Below are 22550 nucleotides of genomic sequence, written 5' to 3'. Positions count from 1 at the left end.
GCGTGCAAATATAGTACTTTTTGAATTAGAATTGCATTTTCGAAAAAAAAATCATAATCAAATTAAACTTTTTAGAAAAGTATCTGTCATAATAGGGTAACGTTAAAATTAAATATTATGAGAAAAAGCATTTTTAAGCTTGGTTTGATGACAATTTTTTCAATGATTTTATTTGCTTGTGATCGCGAAGATTCCAATGAAGGTATCATTGAATCTATTAACCAGGAAGAAGCCGTACTAACTGCCAAAGTAGATAATGCAACCGAAGTAATAAGTGATACTTTTGTACAGACATATGAATCTGAAGAAAGTCTGCAAAAAGGGCCAATTCATCCTTTTCTTCCAGAATGCGCGACAGTGACTATTGAACTCACTGACACTTCAAAAGAAGTTACTGTAGATTTTGGTACAGAGGGTTGTGAAGTAAGAGGTCATACTATAAAAGGAAAAGTAAATATGTCTTATGTAGCAGATGTTGATGCCATGACATTGGTTATCAATTATAATTTGGAAGATTTCTTTGTTGATGATATACAATTCGCTGGCTCAAAAACAGTAACAAGACAAAAGACCAATGATAATGGAAATCCACAATATATGATGGACTTGGATTTGGTTGTTACTTTTGCAGATGGTACGCAGGCCTCTAGAACAGGCCAGAAAACAAGAGAGTGGATCGAAGGTTCGTTTAATGGTAACTGGGGGGATAACGTTTTCTTGATTACCGGGGCTTGGGAAACTAATTTTGCTAATGGTAATACCCATAGCACGACCATTACAACAGCATTACGCAGAGAGGCTAGTTGTAGGTTTTTGGTGAGTGGGGTAAGGAATTTAGTACGAACTAATTATAGCGGTACTCTTGATTATGGTGATGGAGCATGTGATAATAAAGCGGTATTTACAAATACCGATGGAGAAGAGCGAGATATTTTATTATAGAATTGTGATTGATTTTGAACTTAAAAAGCCCGATACTAGTATCGGGCTTTTTAAGTTTATAACCTTTTAATTAGATAAAGGTCTATTAAGAATAAGATCTAAATATAAGTTTATCTTTTGTTTTAATTCTTGTCTTGGCGTAATGAAATCAAGGAATCCGTGTTCTAAAAGAAATTCTGATGTTTGAAAACCTTCGGGCAATTCTTGTCCCGTTGTGTCTCTTACAACCCTTGGGCCTGCAAAACCAATTAGAGCACCAGGTTCTGCAATGTTAATATCACCTAACATTGCAAAAGATGCTGTTGTACCACCTGTTGTTGGATCTGTACATAATGAAACATAAGGGATGTTAGCATCTGCCAATTGCGCAAGTTTTGCAGAAGTTTTGGCCAATTGCATTAGCGATAACGCTGCCTCCATCATACGTGCACCTCCTGATTTTGAAATAATCATAAAAGGGATATTATGTTTTAAAGAATAATCGGCTGCTCTAGCTATTTTTTCTCCTACAACACTACCCATAGAGCCGCCTATAAATGAAAAATCCATACAGGCAATGACCAGATCATTTCCGTTAGATTTTCCTACCGCAGTTCTTACAGCGTCTTTAAGGTTTGTTTTTTCTTGAGCTTCTTTAAGACGATCAACATATTTTTTTTTGTCTTCGAATTTAAGAGGGTCTTTTGAAGTTAAGCTTTTGTCTAGCTCTTTGTATTTGCCATCATCAAACAAGATTTCAAAATATTCTTTACTGCCTATTCTTACATGATACCCATCTTCAGGACTTACATAAAAATTCTTTTCCAGCTGTTCTGCATCTACAATTTTTCCTGTTGGAGATTTGTACCAAAGTCCTTTAGGGACATCTTTTTTATCTTCAGTAGCGGTTTGTATACCTTTTTGTGTTCTCTTAAACCAAGCCATAAATTAATTTATTAAAAAAGCTGAAACTTCCTTTTGGGATAAGTTTCAGCTTGGTTTTTGTCTTATAATGTATTTACATTATTTAAATCCTCGAATGCTTTTTTAAGACGGTTTTTAAAAGTGACTTCACCTTCTCTAAGCCATTTTCTTGGATCATAATATTTCTTATTTGGTTCTTCGGCTCCTTCTGGATTACCGATCTGTGTCTTTAAATATTCGATTTTACCTGTCATATAATCACGAATTCCTTCATTAAATGCAAATTGAAGGTCGGTATCGATATTCATTTTAATAACACCATATCCAATAGCTTCTCTGATTTCTTCAAGAGTAGAACCGCTTCCTCCATGAAATACAAAGTCGATGTGGTTATTTTCAACTCCATATTTTTTAGAAATAAATTCCTGAGAATTTTTAAGAATTTTTGGTGTAAGCTTTACATTCCCAGGTTTGTATACTCCATGAACGTTTCCAAACGCAGCAGCTACGGTGAATTTGTCGCTTACTTTACTTAATTCTTCGTATGCATAGGCAACTTCTTCTGGTTGTGTATATAATTTAGAATCATCTACATCGGTATTGTCAACCCCATCTTCTTCTCCACCAGTGATACCTAATTCGATTTCTAAGGTCATACCCATTTTACTCATGCGAGCTAGGTATTCTTTACAGATTTCAATGTTTTCTTCAATAGGTTCTTCGGATAAATCGATCATATGCGAGCTATATAGAGGCTTCCCATTTTCTTTGTAGAATTGCTCTCCGGCATCCAATAATCCATCTATCCAAGGAAGTAATTTTTTGGCACAGTGATCGGTGTGTAAAATTACCGGTACACCATAAGCTTCTGCCATTAAATGTACGTGCTTTGCGCCGGCAACAGCACCCGCGATAGCCGATTTTTGACCTTCGTTAGAAAGTCCTTTCCCGGCATTAAATTGTGCTCCCCCGTTCGAGAATTGTATAATTACAGGCGAATTGATTTCTGCAGCTGTTTCTAATACTGCATTAATCGAATTAGAACCAATGACATTAACTGCTGGTAAGGCAAATGCATTTTCTTTTGCGTATTTGAAAATTGCTTGTACTTCGTCTCCTGTAGCAACTCCCGGTTTGATGTTGTGACTCATAATTTAGTTTTGGTTTATAAGCTTACAAAAATAGTAAAATTATAACGAAAGAATTTTATAATTATAAATGAAAATAATCGTGATTTGGGAATAGTTTTTTGTTTTCTAAATTGGGTGCAAAGTATTAAAAAGGATAATTAATCCCAAAATTATATACAGCTTCTGAAAATCTATAACCTTTAAACCATCTTTGGTCTTCATCGTTGGCTGGATTAAAGGTTTTAAACCCTATGTCAAGACGAAGCACAAAGAAGTCAAAATCATATCGAAATCCAAAGCCACTACCTACTGCAATTTCTTGTATGTCATCTAGTTTTGAAAATACGGCTTCTTCTTCTTCAACATTATCCAGAACATTCCAGATATTACCTGCATCAATAAACAAGGCGCCATTAAGCGAGCCCAAGATGTTGTATCTGTACTCTGCATTCAAGGCAAGTTTGAAATTCGCTTCATTAAATTCATTTCGACTTAAAGTGCTTCCTGGCCCTAGGTCATATGCTAGCCAAGCTCTGTTATCATTAGGGCCACCTCCAAAGAAACTACGAACAAAAGGAATGCTGTTTGCATTTCCATAGGGGATTGCTAATCCGCCAAAAGCCCTTATGGCAATAACATTTTTTCTTCCGAGATCCCAATGTTTAATATAATCTAATTCGGTTTTGGCATATTGAGAAAATTCTACTCCAAATACTTCAAACCGCTCTCTTGAATTCTTCTTTAGCTCTGCGACATTGGAAACAGCGTTTAACACATTACCTGCAAATTCTATTTTTGCACGAAATCGAGAATAATTTTCGTCATAGAGATTTTCTTTATTGTTTTTTGTAAACGTATAGCTGGAAGCAAAAATCAAATTATCCTCGGTGAGTCTGTCCTTTCTTTCATTTATATTGCGAATTTCCTGTAATTGATTAGGAGTTAGATCACCGTTTGGGGTTAAACCAAGAGATTCTGTAATGAAACCATCTGCGCCATTAGGAATTCTAAGCTCTGCATCATCTATGTTCGGAGTTCCTGTTTCTGGCTGTACAAAAAATGAAGAAGAAGGATCCAAAACTTGCCTTGCGATGTCATTTAATTGATCGTACGAAGTTCTGTAGATATTAAAATAGTTTTGTGTGTTTAAATTTCTTACGTACTGAACGTTAACAATATCGATTTGATTGGTTAAGGTTTTGTTGGGTTTCCATTGATAATTGAATACTCCAGTTGCATTTTGACGGTCCAGACCAATATTTTGCTGAACATTAATCCCAAAAACTAAATTGGTTGTTGGCGACATACGTTTTGGAATAATCTTATTCGTCTTTAATGGGAAAACTATTTTAGGAAATGAGAGTCGTACATCGGTTCCAACCTCAGAAATATTGAAGAATCGTTCACCCCCATCTACAGCATCACTAGATGACCCTATACTTCCTCTGGCTGATATTTCTAAAATTTCGGCACCACCAAAAACATTTCGTATTAAAAGTGAGCCTCCAAAACCAATTCCAAATGCTTGGATTTGAGAAGTTGAAACATCAAACTGTACATTAGTACTGTACTTTTTTCGTGGTGTAAGACGAATATTGGCAATCAAACTTGTTCCAGTAGGATCATTTTTGTCAATATCATATGTGATATTTGGATATTTAAAAGTCCGTAAGTTGTTGATTTGGTTATTGGTAAGTGTACGGTCACTTTCCTTAAAAATTTTACCGGGGGTAATTAATATAGAATTGGTAATCGCTTTACGTGTAAACTTGATCTCATCATATCCATAAATATTGTATCCCTTGTAAAAAGTGCTATCTAATGGTTTTTTATTTCTATTTTGATAAGAATAATCTGTGAACACATTAACCTTACTTATCTTATGTACTTTGAAAGGTACTCTTTCAACCGAGTCTCCATAACTTACCGGGCGATTATTAATAAGTAGGTTTAGATTTACTTTATGGTTCGTATTTACTGTGTCGGCATCGAATTTTATAAACTCTTTCTCAAAGTGGAAAAGTCCAGAGTTCCGAAACAAAGAGGTAACACGCTCGCGTTCTGCTTCTAGATCTAAAGTTTTATATTGTTTTCCAGGAATAATAATGGAATTTGTGGAATTGGAATGATAAATAGAATCGGCCACAAAAGAAGCTATTTTGGTGTTTAATGAGTCTATGAAATAAGGTTGGCTTGGTCGTATAAGATAATCTACAGAGGCTCTTTTTTTGTCATCTTTATTAATTTTATAATCTGCTTTAACATTAAACCAGCCATTATTCCAGTAGTATGCCTGAAGTCTTTTTGCAGAGCGTTTTACCTTGGATTCATCCACAATAGAAGGAGGTTCTCCGGTTTTTTTAACCCATTCGTTAATGCCGTCTAACCCAACACCTAATCTGTCAATTTGTTTTTTAGAAAAGAAATTGATCATTCTTTTTTCACGATTTGGTTTTCTTTGTAACCAATCCTGATATAATGAATCTTGATTTATGCTGGCAAGATTATACAGGTGAAGTCTTATTGGGGCTCCTAGTAGTTTTGTGTTTGGTTTTTGATATAATTGATTGTATAGTTTAGCATCATTAGATTTTACACTATCCACAAAAACTTGATTTTTTTCTAATAGGTATTCACCTTCAGGAACTCTTTTTACTGCGCTACACGAAATTAAAAAGATTGTGGTTAGGGTAATTAATAATATTTTTGCCAGAAAGTGTTTCAATCCCGATTTATTATTGATTCAAAAATACATTATTTGTATGGTTAGCAAAAACCAAAAGAAACTAATAAAAAGTTTATATCAAAAAAAATACCGAAAACAACATAGATTGTTTGTCGCCGAAGGTAAAAAGGTAATAAAAGAATTGTTAGAAGCGAATCTCAATCTGCATTCCCTCTATACAACTGATGATGTTTTTTTTGAAATAGACAAAAAAAGCCTTTCTCATATTTCTTTGGATGAATTAAAACAGATAAGCTTTTTAACAACTCCGCAAACAGCTTTGGCTGTGTTTCATATTCCCGAAGAAAAACGGATGAATAGTACTGGTTTAATTATGGCTCTGGATAATGTAAGAGATCCTGGAAATTTGGGAACTATCATTCGGTTATGCGATTGGTTTGGGGTCAAGGACTTAGTTTGTTCCAAAGAAACGGTCGATTGTTTTAATCCAAAAGTAATACAAGCGACAATGGGTTCTATTACAAGGGTAAATATTAATTATTTGGACCTTAAAGAGTTTTTGGAGTCGAGGAAGGAAGGAAATACTATTTTTGGAACTTTTATGAATGGGGATAATATATATGATACGTCCTTGCCAGAAAACGGGATTATTGTAATGGGTAATGAGGCCAATGGGATTTCAAAACCTATTGAAGAAATTATTGATCAAAAAATAACCATTCCTCAATTTGGAGATGCACAAAAAACTGAAAGTTTAAATGTAGCAACAGCAAGTGCTATAGTACTAAGCGAATTTAAAAGATCTTAGATGTTTGTTACTGAAAAGTAAAGTTGATAAAAATTCCTCGGGTAGACATTTTATCTATAGTCGCAGTATAAGGACTATTAGGGTCATTATCTCTTACCAATTCATCAGACATAGCAAATACTCCTCGTATTGATGGTGTGAATTTGAAGTAATATAAATAAAAATCGATTCCGAAACCTACTTCAAAATAATTAGTGCTTGTTTTCATTCTAAATTCTCCAATGCTATTGTCATCGGGATTATCTTGATTACTGGATAAATTAATAGATGTAGATATTCCACCAACGATAAAAGGTTTGAAGTTATTAAGTCTTTTGGCTGAAATTTTTAGTAAGAGCGGCACATGTACATAGGTTGATTTTACTTCTCTGAAAGATTCAAATTCTGAGGTAAACAAGGGGTTGTTAAAAGTTAGATCCCTTCTGGTAAATATAACAACAGGTTCTAATCGTAGATCCAAATAGTCGTTTATTCTCATATTTCCTAAAAGCCCTACGGTAAAACCTACAGTTTGGTCTACAATAACGTCTTCATCTTCAAAATCGCTGGTATAGTCAAAATTAAAGTCATAACTATTAAAACCAAGAATATATCCCCAGCTAAACCTTGGCTTATCAAAATTTTGTAGATTCTGCACCTTTTCTTTAGAAAATAATTGTGCACTCATATCTTGAGTACAAACTAAAATAGCTATTGCGATTAAAAGTCTTTTCATTTATTTATAAATTTACCTTTCAAGCCAATTTCAAACATCAAACATTGATAGGTATTGGTCATTTTGGCTTTTTCCGGCCTTTATTATTATTTTTTGGCTGTATAAATTGTTGCGACACCAAAGGTTTGGGGATTATCTACAACATCTATAAACCCAATTTTTTTCAAAATATTGTTGAACGCCTCGCCATAAGGAAAAGCAGCTGCACTTTCACTTAGATATGAATAAGCAGATCTGTCTTTAGAAAAAATCCTCCCAATAAGTGGTAAAATCTTTGTTGAATAAAATTTATGCCCCTGCTTATAGGGCGTCTTTGTTGGTAGAGAGGTTTCTAAAACAACAAATAAACCACCTGGTTTTAATACTCTAAAAATTTCGGAAAGCCCTTTTTCGAGGTTTTCAAAGTTTCTTACACCAAATGCTACCGTAATAGCATCAAAATAATTATCAGTATAGGGTAAATTTTCGCTGTCAGCCTTTACCATACTTATAACATCATCTAATTTTTGTGCTTTAACTTTGTTTTTTCCAACTTCAAGCATTCCTGCAGAAATATCAAGTCCAATTATTTCAGTTGCTCCTGTTTTTGCAAGATTAATTGCCAAATCTCCTGTTCCTGTAGCTACATCTAGAACTTTTTCCGGGTTTGTTTTGTGAACAAGCTTTACAACTTTCTTGCGCCACTTAACATCGATTCCAAAAGAGATTACACGATTTAGACCATCATAGTTGCCAGAAATAGTATCAAACATTTCTGCAACCTGCTCTTTTTTGGATCTAGAGGTGTCTTTATAAGGAGTTATTTTTTTCGACATTAAAAAAAATTTAGGCAAATATACATTTTTGATATTGATAGTTAGAATAGATTTGTGTTAAGTTGGTAATAATCAAATTTTACCAGTTGGTCAATTTGCATTATCTTTGTACGCTTTTATATTCTAAGACAATTTTTTTCGTTATAATGTATTTATAATATAGTCTTAGTTTGATTTTATCTTTAGATGGAAAACAATAAACATAACCAATGAAAATCATTATTGCCGGAGCAGGTGAGGTCGGATTTCATTTGGCAAAATTACTCTCATTTGAGTCTCAGGACATTACGCTTATAGATACCGATAAAGAATGTCTTAATTATGCAGATACTCACTTAGATATTAGAGTCATTAAAGGAGATGCTACTTCTATAACTATTTTAAAAGAAGCCAGGGTCGAAAATGTAGATATGGTAATTGGGGTTACCTCGAGCGAGACTACCAATATTACAGTATGTGTTTTGGCAAAACAACTTGGTGCCAAGCGTACGATTGCCAGGATTTCTAATACAGAATTTATAGAAAATAAGGAAGAAGTTGGGTTTACCAAATTCGGTATTGACGAGTTGATATCTCCCGAAGCACTTGCTGCCAGTGAGATAGAACTATTGCTTAATCAATCTGCTTTTCATGATAGCTACGAGTTTGAGGATGGTGCATTAACCATGGTAGGTACTACATTATCGGCAGAAGCCTTATTTGTGGGTAAAAGTGTAAGGGAGGCAGCAGAGGTGTTTCCAGAGTTGCATTTTATGCCTATAGCAATTCAACGATCGGGAACGCAATACACATTGATCCCAAGAGGAGATACTACTTTTAAAGAGGGAGACCAAGTATATTTTGTTACTTCTCAAGGTGGAGTAGAAGAGTTGTATAAATTAACAGGTAAAGAAAAAGAGGAAATCAAGAATGTAATGATTCTTGGAGGAAGTAAGATAGGTTATAAAACTTCATGCGATCTGTGCGATCATAAGTTTAGGGTAAAACTTATTGAAAAGGATAAAGACAAATCTTTTGATTTGGCAGATGATCTTCCTAGTGCTCTTATTATTAATGGAGATGGGCGTAATGTAGAGCTGTTACAAGAAGAAGGAATTGGAGATATGGATGCTTTTATTGCCGTAACTGGTAACTCTGAAACCAATATAATGTCTTGTTTGGTCGCCAAATCAAAAGGAGTACGAAAAACCATAGCCTTGGTCGAGAATATGGATTATTTTCAGTTATCACATTCTATAGGTATCGATACACTAATCAATAAAAAACTACTGGCTGCAAATAACATATTTAGATTTATTAGAAAAGGGGAGGTGGTTGCAATGACCAAACTTAACAATATGAATGCAGAGTTGTTAGAGTTTGTGGTTAAACCTACTTCAGAAGTGAGTGATAATCTTATAAAGGATCTTGATTTTCCTCGGTCTGCAATTATTGCTGGAGTTATTAGAGATGGTAAAGGAATGATTGCGTTAGGGGATTTTTATATTCAAGCCGGAGATAGAGTAGTAGTTTGCTGCTTGCCAAAATCTATTAAAAAAATAGAAAAGCTGTTCCTCTAAATGTATAATAGATTAAATTATAAAATCATTTCTCATATCATGGGGCTTTTATTGCTCTGTAATGGGTGTTTTATGCTTCTTGCTGCAATTATAAGTTTCATTTATAAAGATGGTGTTACCATTGAAATTATGATGGCTGCTTTGGCCACCATGTTTGTAGGAGTAGCTTTGATGTTCTTGACTAGGGAGCATCAAAAAGAAATCAATAAAAGAGAAGGGTATATCGTAGTTACGTTTGGATGGATATTTATGTCCTTAAGTGGAACCTTACCCTATATATTTTCTGGGGCGATCCCTTCATTTACCAATGCCTTTTTCGAAACTATGTCTGGGTATACTACCACCGGAGCTTCAATTCTGAATGAAATTGAAATCATTCCAAAAGGTATATTATTTTGGAGAAGTTTGACGCATTGGATTGGAGGAATGGGAATTATAGTGTTGGCGATTGCTATCCTGCCATTATTAGGTATAGGAGGAATGCAGTTATTCGCAGCAGAAGCTCCCGGACCTAACGCAGATAAATTACACCCCAGGATAACCGATACAGCAAAGCGACTTTGGTTAATCTATTTTGGCTATACGGCGGCAGAAACAATTCTTTTGAAACTAGCCGGAATGAATTTCTTTGATGCAATAAATCATGCGTTAAGCACTTTGTCTACCGGGGGATTTTCTACCAAAAACGCAAGCGTGGCTTATTGGAACGACGAGCCAATTATTCAATATATAATCATCTTGTTCATGTTTTTGGCAGGAATGAATTTTGTTCTTAGTTATTTCGGGTTTAAAGGAAAAGTTCAAAAAATTATTAAAGATGAGGAGTTTAAATTGTATACTCTCTTCATAGTGACCTTTAGTATCATTGCGACCATAATAATTTATTATAAAGCAGATGTATCTATTTCTACCATAGATCATCCTATGGTATGGGGTGAGGCCGAAAGTGCTTTTCGCCATGCATTGTTTCAAGTGTTAGCAGTGGTAACTACCACTGGTTTTGTGAGCGCAGATTTTACCATGTGGACACCGTTTTTGACTGTATTTTTCTTCGGAATTATGTTTCTTGGCGGTTCTGCTGGATCTACAGCTGGAGGTATGAAAGTGGTAAGGCATCTCATTACTATTCGTAATGGGATTTTAGAATTTAAACGTACACTTCATCCAAGAGCGGTTCTACCTGTTAGATATAATACAAGGGCCGTATCAAAGGAAATTGTTTTTAATATATTGGCATTTTTTATTTTGTATATGCTTGCCTTTATCATTGGTTCAGTAGTATTAGGGTCATTGGGGCTTGACTTCGAAACGGCCGTTGGTGGAGCAGCTTCTTCATTGGGTAATGTAGGGCCAGCTTTCGGGAAACTAAGCCCTGTAAATAACTTTGATGTGCTACCTGCTTTTGGAAAATGGTGGTGTTGCTTCCTGATGCTTATAGGGAGACTTGAGCTTTTTACCGTTTTAATACTTCTTACACCATTTTTCTGGCGAAATAGATAAATCAATTTTTTATTTTTATGGAAGAGAATAATGTAACGTTATGGTCCATAACTCTGCAACCCTTTTGACAGTATCTTTTACTTTACCCGTAATGCTTTCAAGATGTTCGGGTTCCAGAAGAAATATATCTAGTATAGATTCATAATAACTGGTGCTGATATCAAATTCATTTTCTGGCTTAATGTCCAGGATCTCGTCATCAGTCTTTGTTACATTGAAGTTTTCTTTAAAAATTTGGAGTACGTTTTTTTGAACAATACGTTCTTTTTCCAAAATATCCATGGGGGAAATGGTTTTAAGTTGGTTGAAAAAAATAATTTTACTAAAAAAAAAATTATGTCGAGAGACTATAACTGTGGTTTTACTTTTTTAGTATCTAAAAAAGATTAAATAAATATTAATTAAAGTTAAAAGGTTGTAAATCAAAAAAAACCGATTAATTCTTTTTAAGAATAATCGGCTTGTGATTAGATTTTATTGGTCTTATTGGCTTACTGCCTCTTTGATTCTTCTTATGGCTTCAATGATTTGTTCTGTACTGGCTGCATAAGAAATTCTAATACAATTACCATTTCCAAAAGCAATACCAGTTACCGTAGCAACATTGGCTTTTTCTAATAGGAACATGGAAAAGTCTGTGGCGTCATTGATAGTATGTCCTTGTAATGTTTTACCAAAATAATACGAGATATCGGGAAAAACATAAAACGCACCTTCTGGTTCGTTGCATTCAAAACCGGGGATTTCAGACAATAGATTTAAAATTAACTTTCTTCGCTCTTTAAATTCGTCAACCATGTACTGAATTTTGCTAACTGGCACCTCTAAGGCGGTAATTACTGCTCTTTGCGCAATACAATTAGCTCCACTAGTAACTTGTCCTTGCATTTTGTTGCAGGCCCTTGCGATAGCTCTAGGTGCTCCAATATACCCGATTCTCCATCCTGTCATGGCAAAAGCTTTGGCTACTCCATTCACTGTAACGGTACGGTCATACATGTCTTCAAATTGAGCCATAGATGCGTGGTCCCCAACATAATTGATATGTTCATAAATCTCATCACTAACAACAACAATTTCTGGGTATTTTTGAAGAACATCTGCCAAAGCTCTTAGTTCTTCTTTACTATATATTGATCCACTTGGGTTGCAAGGAGAGCTATACCACAACATTTTTGTTTTTGGCGTAATTGCAGCTTCAAGTTGCTCTGCGGTCATCTTAAAATCTGTGTCAATAGAAGTTTTTACTTCTACTGGAACACCTCCAGATAATTTCACGATATCACTATAGCTTACCCAGTAAGGGCAAGGCAAAATTACCTCGTCACCCGGATTTAAATATACCTGAGCTACATTATATAGAGATTGCTTTGCTCCTGTGGATACTACTATTTGGGAACGGTCATAAGAAAGATTATTGTCTCGTTTAAATTTTGTGATGATAGCATCTTTCAACTCTACATAACCGTCTACAGGGGTATATGAATTATAATTATCATTGATTGCCTGGATAGCCGCTTCCTTAATAAACTCTGGAGTGTTAAAATCTGGTTCGCCAAGGCTTAAACCAATAATGTCTTTTCCTTCTGCTCTTAATTCACGGGCTTTTGCCGCCATGGCTAATGTGGCCGATGCTTTAAGAGCATTAATTCTGTCAGATAGTTGCGTGCTCATTTCTGAAACTGGTGTACTCATTTTTAATTGGTAAATAAAAGTTATTATGGTTGTAAAGCTGGTTTCATTCCCATTTCCTTAAGGTGTTTGAAATGAGCAATAATTGCTTTACGTGTGGTTTTATATTCGTTATAAGGCAGATTAAATTCTAGTGCCGTTTGTTTTACAATTTTCGAGATTTGCGTGTAGTGAATATGACTGATATTAGGGAAAATATGATGTTCTACCTGGTGATTTAAACCACCGGTAAACCAGTTAACTAATCTATTTTTCGTAGAAAAATTAACCGTAGTAAACAATTGGTGTATGGCCCAAGTGTTTTTCATGGTTCCGGTTTTGTCGGGAACAGGCATTTCGGCTCCCTCTACCATATGTGCTAGTTGAAATATAACACTCAGTATTAATCCTGCTACATAGTGCATCACAAAAAAGCCAATCAAGATTTTCCACCAGGCAATCGACATAATAAGCATTGGTATTACAATCCAAATCATAAGATAGATAATCTTTGTGATTACCACGGTACTCCATTGTTTTAAAGGGCTTGGTAATTTTCCGTAAGATAATTTACGTGCCAAGTAGTTTTTGGTCTGCTTAAAATCTGTGGTTAGCGCCCAGTTAAACGTCAGTAGTCCGTATAAAAATATAGAGTAATAATGCTGAAACCTATGAAAACGTCGCCATTTTGCATGTTTGGTAAAGCGAATAACTCTTCCTGCATCCATATCCTCATCATGTCCATGTATATTGGTATACGTATGATGTAGAACATTGTGTTGTACCTGCCAGTTGTATACATTACCGGCAAGAATATAAATGCTATTTCCCATTAATTTATTAATCCATTTTTTTGAAGAATACGAACCATGATTTCCATCATGCATAACGTTCATACCTACTCCTGCCATTCCTACCCCCATTACGACTGTAAGTAATAGCATCCACCATTGAGAAATATCAAGTGTAAGGATCAAAAAATAAGGAGTCAAAAAAATTGAAAACATAATAATTGTTTTCAAATGCAATTTCCAATTGCCAGTTCTTTTAATATTATTTTCCTTGAAATATTGATTAACACGCTTATTAAGCGTTCTGAAAAACTTAGCAGAGTCGGCTCTGTTAAAGCGAATATTGGGTGTAGTCATACTGTTGAGGTTTATGACCAAACGTAATAGGTCATAGTAATATTGGGTAAAGTTAGACATTTAAATTTTTTTAAGTTCCTAAAAAGAAGTAAAATATATTAGTTTAACATGTATTTTTGCGCTTCAACTCGTATTGATTTTTATTATTATAATCGCAAAACAATAAAAGTGTGACAATTTTAGATAAGTATTTTCAAAATTTAACCGAAGAGCAGCAAGAGCAATTTTCGAAGTTGGGAGATTTGTATACAGAATGGAATGCCAAAATTAATGTGATTTCCCGTAAAGACATTGAGTCTTTGTATGAAAGACATGTGTTACATTCTCTTGGTATTGCTAAAATTCTTGAATTTAAAGCTGGTTCTCATGTTTTGGATGTAGGAACAGGTGGTGGTTTTCCTGGAGTCCCATTAGCGATTATGTTTCCCGAGACACAGTTTTATCTTGTTGATGTGATTGCCAAAAAGATACGAGTGGTTAATGAAGTTGTGAAAGCTTTGGGGTTGACCAATATTAGAGCAGAGCAGCGTAGAGCAGGTACCTTTGATGATCGATTTGATTTTGTTGTGAGCAGGGCTGTAACCAATATGCCCGATTTCGTTAAATGGGTTAGAAAAAATATTGCCAAAAAAAGTAATCACGAACTTCAAAATGGTATATTGTATTTAAAAGGAGGTGACTTGACAGAAGAATTGGCTCTTTTTCCTAAAGCTGTGGAGCATAATCTTTCAGATTATTTTGAAGAAGAGTTTTTTGAAACCAAAAAGGTGGTGTACTTACCATTAAAATATAAGATTTAAATAGTGATTTCTATAATATCTTACTTTTTGGGTGTACGACAAATTTCTGTTGCTAGTATCCTTTTCCCCATAAGGAAGGGAGTTGCAAAATAATTTACTCGATAATCGAGATTTAAATGCTCCGAAGCTTGCCGCGAAATAAAAATTAGTTCCCAACTGATGCCTCATGGGCTTGCCCTGAGGCAGTTTGCCCGAAAACGGAAATTTGTCGTATACCTGTTGGTTTCTCAACTTGTATAATCAATATATTTATGGTATAATGGACTGCTCACTTGGTATAATCAATGATTCACTGCGTATAATTGATGTTTTTACGGTATAATTGACTTCTCATGTAGTATAATGCATTCCTCACCAGGTATAATTGATGTATCTACAGTATATTGAACTCTTCACTATGTTTTTTATACTCCTCGACAGTATATTTAGGTATTCCATGATTTTTTAAACCTCAAACCACAGACCTCATCTCTATCTTTAATGGCGAAGGTATAGCTAAATCAATATCAAGTAACACTAATATTCATGTTGAAAATCTGAATTTTTGCGTTAAAATCCTCGACTTAGTTAAGCCTATGTCCTTTGTCCACGCTCTGTCTTGCACATAACTTTCGCTATGTCGTGCCTTAATCTTCAAATTTTTTTTATGATAAATTTTATGTGCTATTTAATCAATATAATTCCCTAGACTCTGTCTCGAGTGTAACTTACAGATTCCAGACTTTTAGAACCAAGATCCAGAACAAAAAGTCTTGTTTCAGATACCCCGACGACTCTGCGTTGGGGTAGTTCATTAATACTTTAGCTATATGTAAAGAGGATATTAAGTTTAATTATTCAGACTAATTCTCATTTCAATGAGATGCTTTTCAAAACCTACTTTTTCATAAGCTTTTATGGCTCTTGGGTTTTTTTCATAAACGGTTAGGCGCACTTCTTCAAGGTTTTTGGTTTTGAACCAATCGTACAAATACTTTATTACAGTTTGGCTAATACCTTTGCCACGATGTTCTTCTGTTACATACATAAAGCCAATGTAGCCATACTGTTTTTGAATAAAGAAATCCTTACGATCTCTGATTTGACCATAGCCGCTTCCAGCAATTTCATTATTAACTTCTGCTACGACAACTTCTGTATGATCCGATTTTATATAATCTTCAATACTATAATAGCTTATTTTTTCTTTTTGTTTTAATGTAGGATCCATAGGGCGCTCGGCTTCGATAAGTTTTTGCTCGAAATCCAGTAGGATGGGTAGATCTTCGAGTGTAGCTGTTCTAATGATCATAATGTGAGGTTTTTGGCAAAAAAAAGCGCCAGAATAGGCGCTTTTTAAATGTTTAATATTATTTATTCTCCTAAGAAAGGATATCTGTAATCTGATGGTGAAACAAAAGTTTCTTTGATAGTACGTGGTGATACCCAGCGTAATAAATTAAGATAGGAACCTGCTTTATCGTTTGTTCCAGAAGCTCTTGCACCGCCAAATGGTTGTTGCCCTACAACAGCTCCAGTTGGTTTGTCATTGATATAAAAATTTCCGGCACAATTTTCTAAAGCCTTAGTGGCTTCGGCAGCAGCATAACGGTCTGTAGAGAATATAGCTCCGGTAAGTGCATATTCACTGGTTCCATCTACCAACTCAAGAGTTTCGGCCCACTTGTTGTCATCGTAAACATAAATTGTGATTACAGGACCGAAAAGCTCTGTACACATTGTGGTATATTTTGGATCTTTAGCTAGAATAACCGTAGGTTCGATAAAATATCCTTTAGATTTATCGTAATTACCACCAGCTATAATTTCTGCATCAGCATCATTTTTAGCTTGATCGATATATTTTGCAAGTTTATCAAAAGAGCCTTCATGTATAACAGCGGTGATAAAATTACTCATATCTTCTGGTGATCCCATCTTGAAAGATTTGATATCTTCCTTCACAAATTTTTCTACATCAGCCCATAAGCTTTTTGGAATATAAGCTCTGGATGCTGCACTACATTTTTGCCCCTGAAATTCAAAAGCTCCTCTAGAGATACCTGTAGCAACTTGTTTAGCATTCGCGCTTGGATGTGCCACAATAAAATCTTTACCTCCTGTTTCTCCAACAATTCTTGGATACGTCTTGTAATTATGAATGTTAGTTCCGATTTTAGCCCAAATATCTTTAAATACATGGGTGCTTCCTGTAAAATGAATTCCAGCAAAGTCAGGACTTGCTAGTATGGTATCAGTAATCATTACTGGATCTCCGTAAACCACATTAATTACTCCATCAGGAACACCAGCTTCTTTAAAAATATCTACAATCACTTTTGCAGAATATATTTGGCTGTCACTTGGTTTCCAAACTACAGTATTTCCCATCAAGGCTGCACTAGCAGGAAGGTTTCCAGAGATTGCTGTAAAGTTGAAAGGAGTGATCGCATACACAAATCCTTCTAATGGGCGGTATTCTAATCGGTTCCAAGCACCCGAAGTCGAGTCTGGTTGGTCTTCATAGATTTGAGTCATGTATTCTACGTTAAAACGTAGAAAATCTATAAATTCACAAGCGGCATCAATTTCTGCCTGAAAAATATTTTTGGATTGCGCTAACATGGTAGCAGCATTTATTTTGGCTCTGTAAGGGCCAGCTATCAACTCTGCAGCTCTAAGAAAAACAGCAGCACGTTGCTCCCATGCAAGGTTTGCCCATTTTTTTCGAGCTTCAATAGCAGTATCTATAGCTTTTTGAACGTGTTGCTTTTCGGCTTTGTGATAGGTTCCTAAAACATGTTGATGATCATGAGGAGGGGACATAGTTCCTGTATCTCCTGTTCTTATTTCTTCACCATCTATATATAAAGGTACATCTATCTTAGTATTGTACATTTCTTTATAGGTTGAAAGCACTTCTTCTCTTTCAGGTGTTCCTGGAGCATACGATTTTACAGGTTCATTTATTGCTGTAGGAACTTGAAAAAAACCTTTTCCCATAATGTAGTGTGTTATTTTAAATTAGTAAGATGTGTTTGTCTAATGAGTTAGTCATTTAGGATAGCAAAGATAGAAAATTAAATAGCCTAATATGCATTTTAACCTTTTATAAACATTGTGGGGTATGTATTTTTTTTTGTAAGTTGTCGCTTATTTAGCCGACCCAAATTTTATGTGTACAGTAACATTGATCCCAATTCGAGAAAATGATTTTATTCTTACCTCTAATCGTGACGAGGTTATAAATCGAAAAACATTACCGCCAGAATTCTATCGGGTAAATAAAACACGAATGTTGTTTCCTAAAGACGCTTTGGCAGGAGGTACATGGATAGGAGTAAGTGATAAGAATACAATGATATGTTTACTTAACGGCGGTTTTGAAATTCATGAAAGACAAGTCTCTTATAGACAGAGTAGAGGGGTGGTGGTAAAGGAGTTGTTGGAAGCTGATCATTTGGAAAATGCTATAGAGTCTTATGATTGTAAAGGCATTGAGCCATTTACAATTGTAGCAGTGAATTGGAAATCCAACCTTAGGTTGTTTGAATTTGTTTGGGATGGATTTCAAAAGCATTTTAAGGTATTAGATAAAAAAACACATATTTGGTCGTCGTCCACACTGTACACCAAAGAAATGAAAAGCTTACGTAAAAATTGGTTTGATACCTTTGAGAGCAAGAATGTAATTACCTCCGATTCGTTATTGGGTTTTCATAAAAATGCTGGAATAGGGGATAAGGATGTAGATCTGCAAATTGATAGAGGTTTTCTTAAAACGATAAGTATTACTCAAATTGTGAAAAATGAGGAAGAGCTATCGATGCGGTACGAGAATCTTCAAAATGAAGAAGTCAATAAAGTTGTTTTTGAAGCAATCACTGTGTAAAAGTGAAATATACAGGTAAAATAATTTCATTAGCCTTTCCTGATACTTTTGTGAAATATTCTGATGAATCTGTTTTGCAACTGCTACCATTATTTGGTTTGGGAAAAAATAGATTTATTAAAGCAGGTCATGCTGCCTTCGTATTAATAGAAAATAAAACCGGGAAGGCAGAATATTATGATTTTGGAAGATATATAACTCCTCAAGGATTTGGAAGAGTTCGCAGTGCAATTACCGATGTTGAACTCGAAATCCCTTTTAAAGCGAAAATTTCCTCAGAAAAAAGACTCATAAATACCGAAGAGTTCTTATTGTGGTTAGAGGCACATCCGCATAAAACTCATGGTAGTGGTCGTCTAGTAGCTTCAGTGTGTGACTATATTTATTATGATAGAGCCAGAGATTTTGTATTGTCTGTGCAAAATAAAGGTAGTATCCCGTATAAGGCATTTGGTAAAAACGGAAGTAATTGTTCTCGGATTGTAACAGATACCATTCTTGCAGGAACCGATCATGATAGAATTAGAAAACCTTTATTACGAAATAAGCTTTTTACACCTAGCACCGTAGGTAATGTAGAAAAATCTTCTTTGGATAATCCAATTTATGAGGTTAGCGGTGGTCGTATAAAAGTATATCAGGGTTCTGCTTTTAAAGAAAATATGACCAATTACTTTGATAAAAATGTACCTGCTTTAACTGATGAAGCGTCATCATCTTTAAAATTAAAGAATGCTCATTATTTATCAGGTATAGGTAGTAGTGCGTATTTTACATTAGAAAAATCTTCGAGTGATACTAGTTTTCAGATTACTCGTTATACCGAATATGGAGAACAGGATTTTAAAGGGCTTTTCGAAGTGAAAGAAGCACATTTTGATATTTCTCAAGAGTATCGATTTGTATATGATTCAAATTGTAAATATTGTCACGTTGAGCAAGACGGGAAAAAAGTACGATTCGAACTAGTAAAAAGGATTGTTAGTTAAGAGCAAAAGGTGTGCTTAATTTGAATCCCGGAATCATTACTTTGAACTTTCTGGTAGAAGTGAAATTAACCATATTGTAATGACCCTTCATAGATCCAAAAGGAGAACTTAATAGACAACCACTATTGTAGGTGTGTGATTCACCAGGTTTAAGAACGGGTTTCTTTCCAATTACCCCTTCACCTTCTACTGTCTCGGTGTTGTTTAAGGCATCTTTTATTTCCCAGAAACGGGAAGTAAGTTGTACAGAGTCTTTGCTTTGGTTTTCGATGGTAATACGGTAACCAAAGGCAAAATGAATCTTGTAGTTCTTGTAGAACGTGCCTTCGAAGGTGGTATCCACCGAAATTTTTATACCTCTAGTTATCTGTTGCACCATCTGACTAAAAAATGAAAACGGATCCGGCTATGGTAAACGCCGAACCTATACCCGCTAAGATAAAAAATAATACGTTGACTAGCATAAATTTAACAATTGTTTTTAGTCTTCCCTGATTATAAAATTTACGCATGGCTTTATATAGGTAAAACAGAAAAATGAGAATTGCTATACCTGTTACCGTAGTTGTTCCTGCGATTTGATTTACCAATATTGCCAGACCTATTAATATAAAAAACATGGTTTGGGTGTGGAAGGTGAAAACCATATGCTCCATATACGTAAATGTTCTCCTTATGTACAGAAACCATATTGCCAGGGCAAAAAACGGTAAAAAGAAAAAGATAATAAAAGGTAATTTGTTAAAAATGAACTCAAGCAATTCGCGGCCATAATTGTCGTTTAAGTCATTAGTTTTTTTAACCCGTTTGTAGACGTATTTATTTATCCTTGTTTCATCATGTTTTAAATCGGCAAGGGCTTTGAATGTTAAGGTTTCCTTTGTTTTTTCATAATAATCGTCATACATCTTCCAAAGCTTGAAAGGTCTGCTGAAAAAACTTATACTGTCTATTTGAGCCTGTGTATAATATATTACCTCTTTAGGTTCTTTTTTGCCGAATGCCGAAAAGGGAATACTGTCTGTTGCCAAAATGGCATTTTTTATTATTTCTTTATCAGACTCTGAGATGCCATTTGTTTCTGATATTTGCGAAGATATTTTTTCTTTAATAGAATCATTCGCAACAAAGCTTTTTTCTATCTCATTTAGAGCTTCTTTACCTACTTTAGCATCCTTTCCGATATTCGAAGTGAATTTGTCAAAGTCAATAAATAAACCATTTATTATAAAAAAGATGATTGAAACACTGAGGTAAAATCGAAAAGGATTTGCATACTTTACTCTTTTCCCCTCTACAAAATCCTTAGAAATTTTTCCTGGATTAAATAATAGGGCAATCATCGTATGCCTTAAGCGTGAATCATAAGAAAAAATACTTGCAAAAAACTCATCAAAAAAATCTCTGAATGAAAGTTTTTTTGTTGTATTTAGTTGACCACAATTATGACAATAGCGATCAATAATGTCCAACGGAACTCCACAGTTGAGACATTCGTTTCCTCTATATTTTTTAAGAAATCTCCCCTTTTCTTTCATTGATGATGGTTTGGTCTTGTGCTGGGTCTAAAATAAAAGGAGTTTCTTACAATCCCAAAAAGAAAGTGGGATTATTCTAGTTGGTAATGTTTGTTGAGTTTCCAATCCCTTTTCCTATAGCCCGATCATAGCGCTCAGTAGGAGCACGATAATAGGGGATTACAGTGTATTCATTTTCGGTTTCATCAAAATTACCGCTTATAAACCCAGGGTCAATGGTGCCATCTGGCCTTAAAAGAACATATTTGTAATTGTAAAAACCTTGTTTAAAAAGCTTTTTGGTGTAAAATAAACCGCTTTCCTCGTCATAGTCTAGCTTTGTGGATTCGTCAAGAGCATAGTTGTTAAAGTTTCCATATAGATGGATTTCCCCTCCTTCTAGGGGTTCATAACACTCTAATGCAAAGTGTACCCAAGAGTAATCGGATTCCACATCACTATTATCTGCATCGATATTACGAACAACGAAATTTCCATTTATATCAGGGTTATAGGTGTATTTCCTGTTTGCTCTTACTACATTGCGATGTAAGTAATTGTGGTAAATATCTTGTAGCTCTATTCGGCCAATACCAGCGTTGGAGGCTCTTATGTCTTTGCTGTCAAAAAACAAAAATTCATTTCCTCCCCAGAAAGCTGATTCCTGATCATATTTGTAAACCAATTTGTTGGCGATGGTAAACTGCGGAGTTAAGTTGGTAATGCTGTTTTTAATATCATTATTTTGCATTACCAGAGTTTTTACAGTACGGTTAGGGTTTCTTAAAATCTCATTAGGAGAGTCTATTTCAAATTGCACCGATTGTTTGGTATTTATAAAATTAAAATCTCTGGATCTTTTGATATATACTTTTACAGTAGAACGATTTTCGTAAACAATAAATTTTCTTGAAAAGACAACTTCATCATCATCATCATAAATCTCAATCTTATAATTTCCACTTACTTTTAATCTTCTGGTATCTTCATTGGGAATATTTAAGGTATAATGACTGTATAGTTGAAGGGTATTAAAAGAGTTTTCATAATTTACAATTCTAATCTCGTCAAAACCATCTAAAAACTCATTTTTATACAAGACAGATGGCGTCCAATCGAAGTTGTGGTGTGTGATTCTATAATAATAATCGGCTTCGTCTCCATTAATATCATCAAATGTTATTTTGAAAGGGGTTCCTAATTTAATAATAGGTATTCCTGCAAATTCTGAGTCCCCGTATAATTGTATAGTTCTTATGTGATTTGCATCCGCACTGTTTTCAGAAAATGATTGTGAAAAAAAAGAAGACACGGTCCCGAACAGAAATGCTAAAAATAATAAGAGTTGTTTAAGTCTGAGTGGCATTATATCAAAGATTATATGTGTAAATATAAACAAAATGTATGCCTAACGAAGTTTGTAGCTTTTTTGATTTGATAATATCCTTATTTAGAATGATTATTAATAATATTTTATGACAAAACCCGCTTTCACT

Annotated in this window: 20 protein-coding genes; 7 read left to right on the top strand and 13 right to left on the bottom strand. The window is 34.7% G+C overall.

From position 1 onward, the window contains the following. Positions 1-117: 117 nt before the first annotated feature. Positions 118-942: a hypothetical protein gene (locus tag U6A24_RS00225; protein ID WP_324177915.1), complete on the top strand. Its 825-nt coding sequence runs from the start codon at positions 118-120 to the stop codon at positions 940-942. A gap of 66 nt (positions 943-1008) precedes the next feature. On the opposite strand, the gene accD is transcribed toward U6A24_RS00225, so the two are convergent. The 3 genes from accD to tamL all read right to left on the bottom strand — a co-directional run bounded on the left by accD (position 1009) and on the right by tamL (position 5700). Beyond that, the gene (gene accD / locus U6A24_RS00220; protein WP_324177914.1) at positions 1009-1866 is read right to left on the bottom strand and encodes an acetyl-CoA carboxylase, carboxyltransferase subunit beta; all 858 of its coding nucleotides are present in this window, start codon (positions 1864-1866) and stop codon (positions 1009-1011) included. A gap of 62 nt (positions 1867-1928) precedes the next feature. Then, positions 1929-2996, bottom strand: a complete 1068-nt coding sequence (fbaA, locus tag U6A24_RS00215) for a class II fructose-bisphosphate aldolase (protein ID WP_324177913.1) — start codon at positions 2994-2996, stop codon at positions 1929-1931. A gap of 124 nt (positions 2997-3120) precedes the next feature. Next, on the bottom strand, positions 3121-5700 hold the full coding sequence (gene tamL, locus U6A24_RS00210) for a translocation and assembly module lipoprotein TamL (protein WP_324177912.1): 2580 nt from the start codon (positions 5698-5700) through the stop codon (positions 3121-3123). Between the two features lie 37 nt (positions 5701-5737). On the opposite strand from tamL, the gene U6A24_RS00205 reads away from it, so the two are divergent. After that, positions 5738-6469: a TrmH family RNA methyltransferase gene (locus U6A24_RS00205; RefSeq protein WP_324177911.1), complete on the top strand. Its 732-nt coding sequence runs from the start codon at positions 5738-5740 to the stop codon at positions 6467-6469. Between the two features lie 7 nt (positions 6470-6476). Here the strand turns inward: U6A24_RS00205 and porT are convergent, their stop codons facing one another. Together porT and ubiE are read right to left on the bottom strand one after the other, a co-directional pair. Beyond that, a complete protein-coding gene (gene porT / locus U6A24_RS00200; RefSeq protein ID WP_324177910.1) occupies positions 6477-7184 on the bottom strand; it encodes a type IX secretion/gliding motility protein PorT/SprT in 708 nt (235 codons plus the stop codon). An 86-nt stretch (positions 7185-7270) separates the two neighbouring features. Beyond that, positions 7271-7999 carry a bifunctional demethylmenaquinone methyltransferase/2-methoxy-6-polyprenyl-1,4-benzoquinol methylase UbiE gene (ubiE, locus tag U6A24_RS00195; RefSeq protein ID WP_324177909.1) on the bottom strand — a complete coding sequence of 243 codons (729 nt, stop codon included), beginning with the start codon at positions 7997-7999 and terminating at the stop codon, positions 7271-7273. 209 nt (positions 8000-8208) lie between these two features. On the opposite strand from ubiE, the gene trkA reads away from it, so the two are divergent. Beyond that, the gene (gene trkA / locus U6A24_RS00190; RefSeq protein WP_324177908.1) at positions 8209-9558 is read left to right on the top strand and encodes a Trk system potassium transporter TrkA; all 1350 of its coding nucleotides are present in this window, start codon (positions 8209-8211) and stop codon (positions 9556-9558) included. Next, a complete protein-coding gene (locus U6A24_RS00185; protein WP_324177907.1) occupies positions 9559-11058 on the top strand; it encodes a TrkH family potassium uptake protein in 1500 nt (499 codons plus the stop codon). Between the two features lie 15 nt (positions 11059-11073). On the opposite strand, the gene U6A24_RS00180 is transcribed toward U6A24_RS00185, so the two are convergent. The 3 genes from U6A24_RS00180 to U6A24_RS00170 all read right to left on the bottom strand — a co-directional run bounded on the left by U6A24_RS00180 (position 11074) and on the right by U6A24_RS00170 (position 13877). Then, positions 11074-11340 (bottom strand): hypothetical protein, encoded by a 267-nt coding sequence (locus U6A24_RS00180; RefSeq protein WP_324177906.1) that lies wholly within the window; start codon positions 11338-11340, stop codon positions 11074-11076. A 201-nt stretch (positions 11341-11541) separates the two neighbouring features. Further along, the gene (locus U6A24_RS00175) at positions 11542-12732 is read right to left on the bottom strand and encodes a pyridoxal phosphate-dependent aminotransferase (RefSeq protein ID WP_324178440.1); all 1191 of its coding nucleotides are present in this window, start codon (positions 12730-12732) and stop codon (positions 11542-11544) included. A 44-nt stretch (positions 12733-12776) separates the two neighbouring features. Then, entirely contained in the window at positions 12777-13877 is a 1101-nt protein-coding gene (locus U6A24_RS00170) for a fatty acid desaturase family protein (RefSeq protein WP_324178439.1), read from the bottom strand. A gap of 170 nt (positions 13878-14047) precedes the next feature. On the opposite strand from U6A24_RS00170, the gene rsmG reads away from it, so the two are divergent. Then, entirely contained in the window at positions 14048-14677 is a 630-nt protein-coding gene (gene rsmG, locus U6A24_RS00165; RefSeq protein WP_324177905.1) for a 16S rRNA (guanine(527)-N(7))-methyltransferase RsmG, read from the top strand. Between the two features lie 829 nt (positions 14678-15506). On the opposite strand, the gene U6A24_RS00160 is transcribed toward rsmG, so the two are convergent. Both U6A24_RS00160 and pruA read right to left on the bottom strand, forming a co-directional pair. Next, positions 15507-15968 (bottom strand): GNAT family N-acetyltransferase, encoded by a 462-nt coding sequence (locus tag U6A24_RS00160; protein WP_324177904.1) that lies wholly within the window; start codon positions 15966-15968, stop codon positions 15507-15509. A gap of 62 nt (positions 15969-16030) precedes the next feature. After that, on the bottom strand, positions 16031-17659 hold the full coding sequence (gene pruA, locus U6A24_RS00155; protein ID WP_324177903.1) for an L-glutamate gamma-semialdehyde dehydrogenase: 1629 nt from the start codon (positions 17657-17659) through the stop codon (positions 16031-16033). 172 nt (positions 17660-17831) lie between these two features. On the opposite strand from pruA, the gene U6A24_RS00150 reads away from it, so the two are divergent. Together U6A24_RS00150 and U6A24_RS00145 are read left to right on the top strand one after the other, a co-directional pair. Then, positions 17832-18548, top strand: a complete 717-nt coding sequence (locus U6A24_RS00150; protein ID WP_324177902.1) for an NRDE family protein — start codon at positions 17832-17834, stop codon at positions 18546-18548. A 2-nt stretch (positions 18549-18550) separates the two neighbouring features. Next, entirely contained in the window at positions 18551-19537 is a 987-nt protein-coding gene (locus tag U6A24_RS00145) for a DUF6695 family protein (protein WP_324177901.1), read from the top strand. Here the strand turns inward: U6A24_RS00145 and apaG are convergent. The 3 genes from apaG to U6A24_RS00130 form a co-directional block, all read right to left on the bottom strand. Continuing rightward, the gene (apaG, locus tag U6A24_RS00140; protein ID WP_324177900.1) at positions 19530-19916 is read right to left on the bottom strand and encodes a Co2+/Mg2+ efflux protein ApaG; all 387 of its coding nucleotides are present in this window, start codon (positions 19914-19916) and stop codon (positions 19530-19532) included. The two genes, U6A24_RS00145 and apaG, sit on opposite strands and share 8 nt — an antisense overlap. A 4-nt stretch (positions 19917-19920) precedes the next feature. After that, complete coding sequence (locus tag U6A24_RS00135) at positions 19921-21075, bottom strand: DUF3667 domain-containing protein (protein WP_324177899.1); 1155 nt, start codon at positions 21073-21075, stop codon at positions 19921-19923. 76 nt (positions 21076-21151) lie between these two features. Continuing rightward, a complete protein-coding gene (locus tag U6A24_RS00130; RefSeq protein ID WP_324177898.1) occupies positions 21152-22420 on the bottom strand; it encodes a type IX secretion system plug protein in 1269 nt (422 codons plus the stop codon). Positions 22421-22550: the final 130 nt, after the last annotated feature.

The organism is Aquimarina gracilis (assembly GCF_035285365.1).
Lineage (GTDB): Bacteria > Bacteroidota > Bacteroidia > Flavobacteriales > Flavobacteriaceae > Aquimarina > Aquimarina gracilis.
The sequence above is the reverse complement of the archived record's forward strand: the minus strand, read 5'-3'. Positions and strand labels throughout refer to the sequence as shown.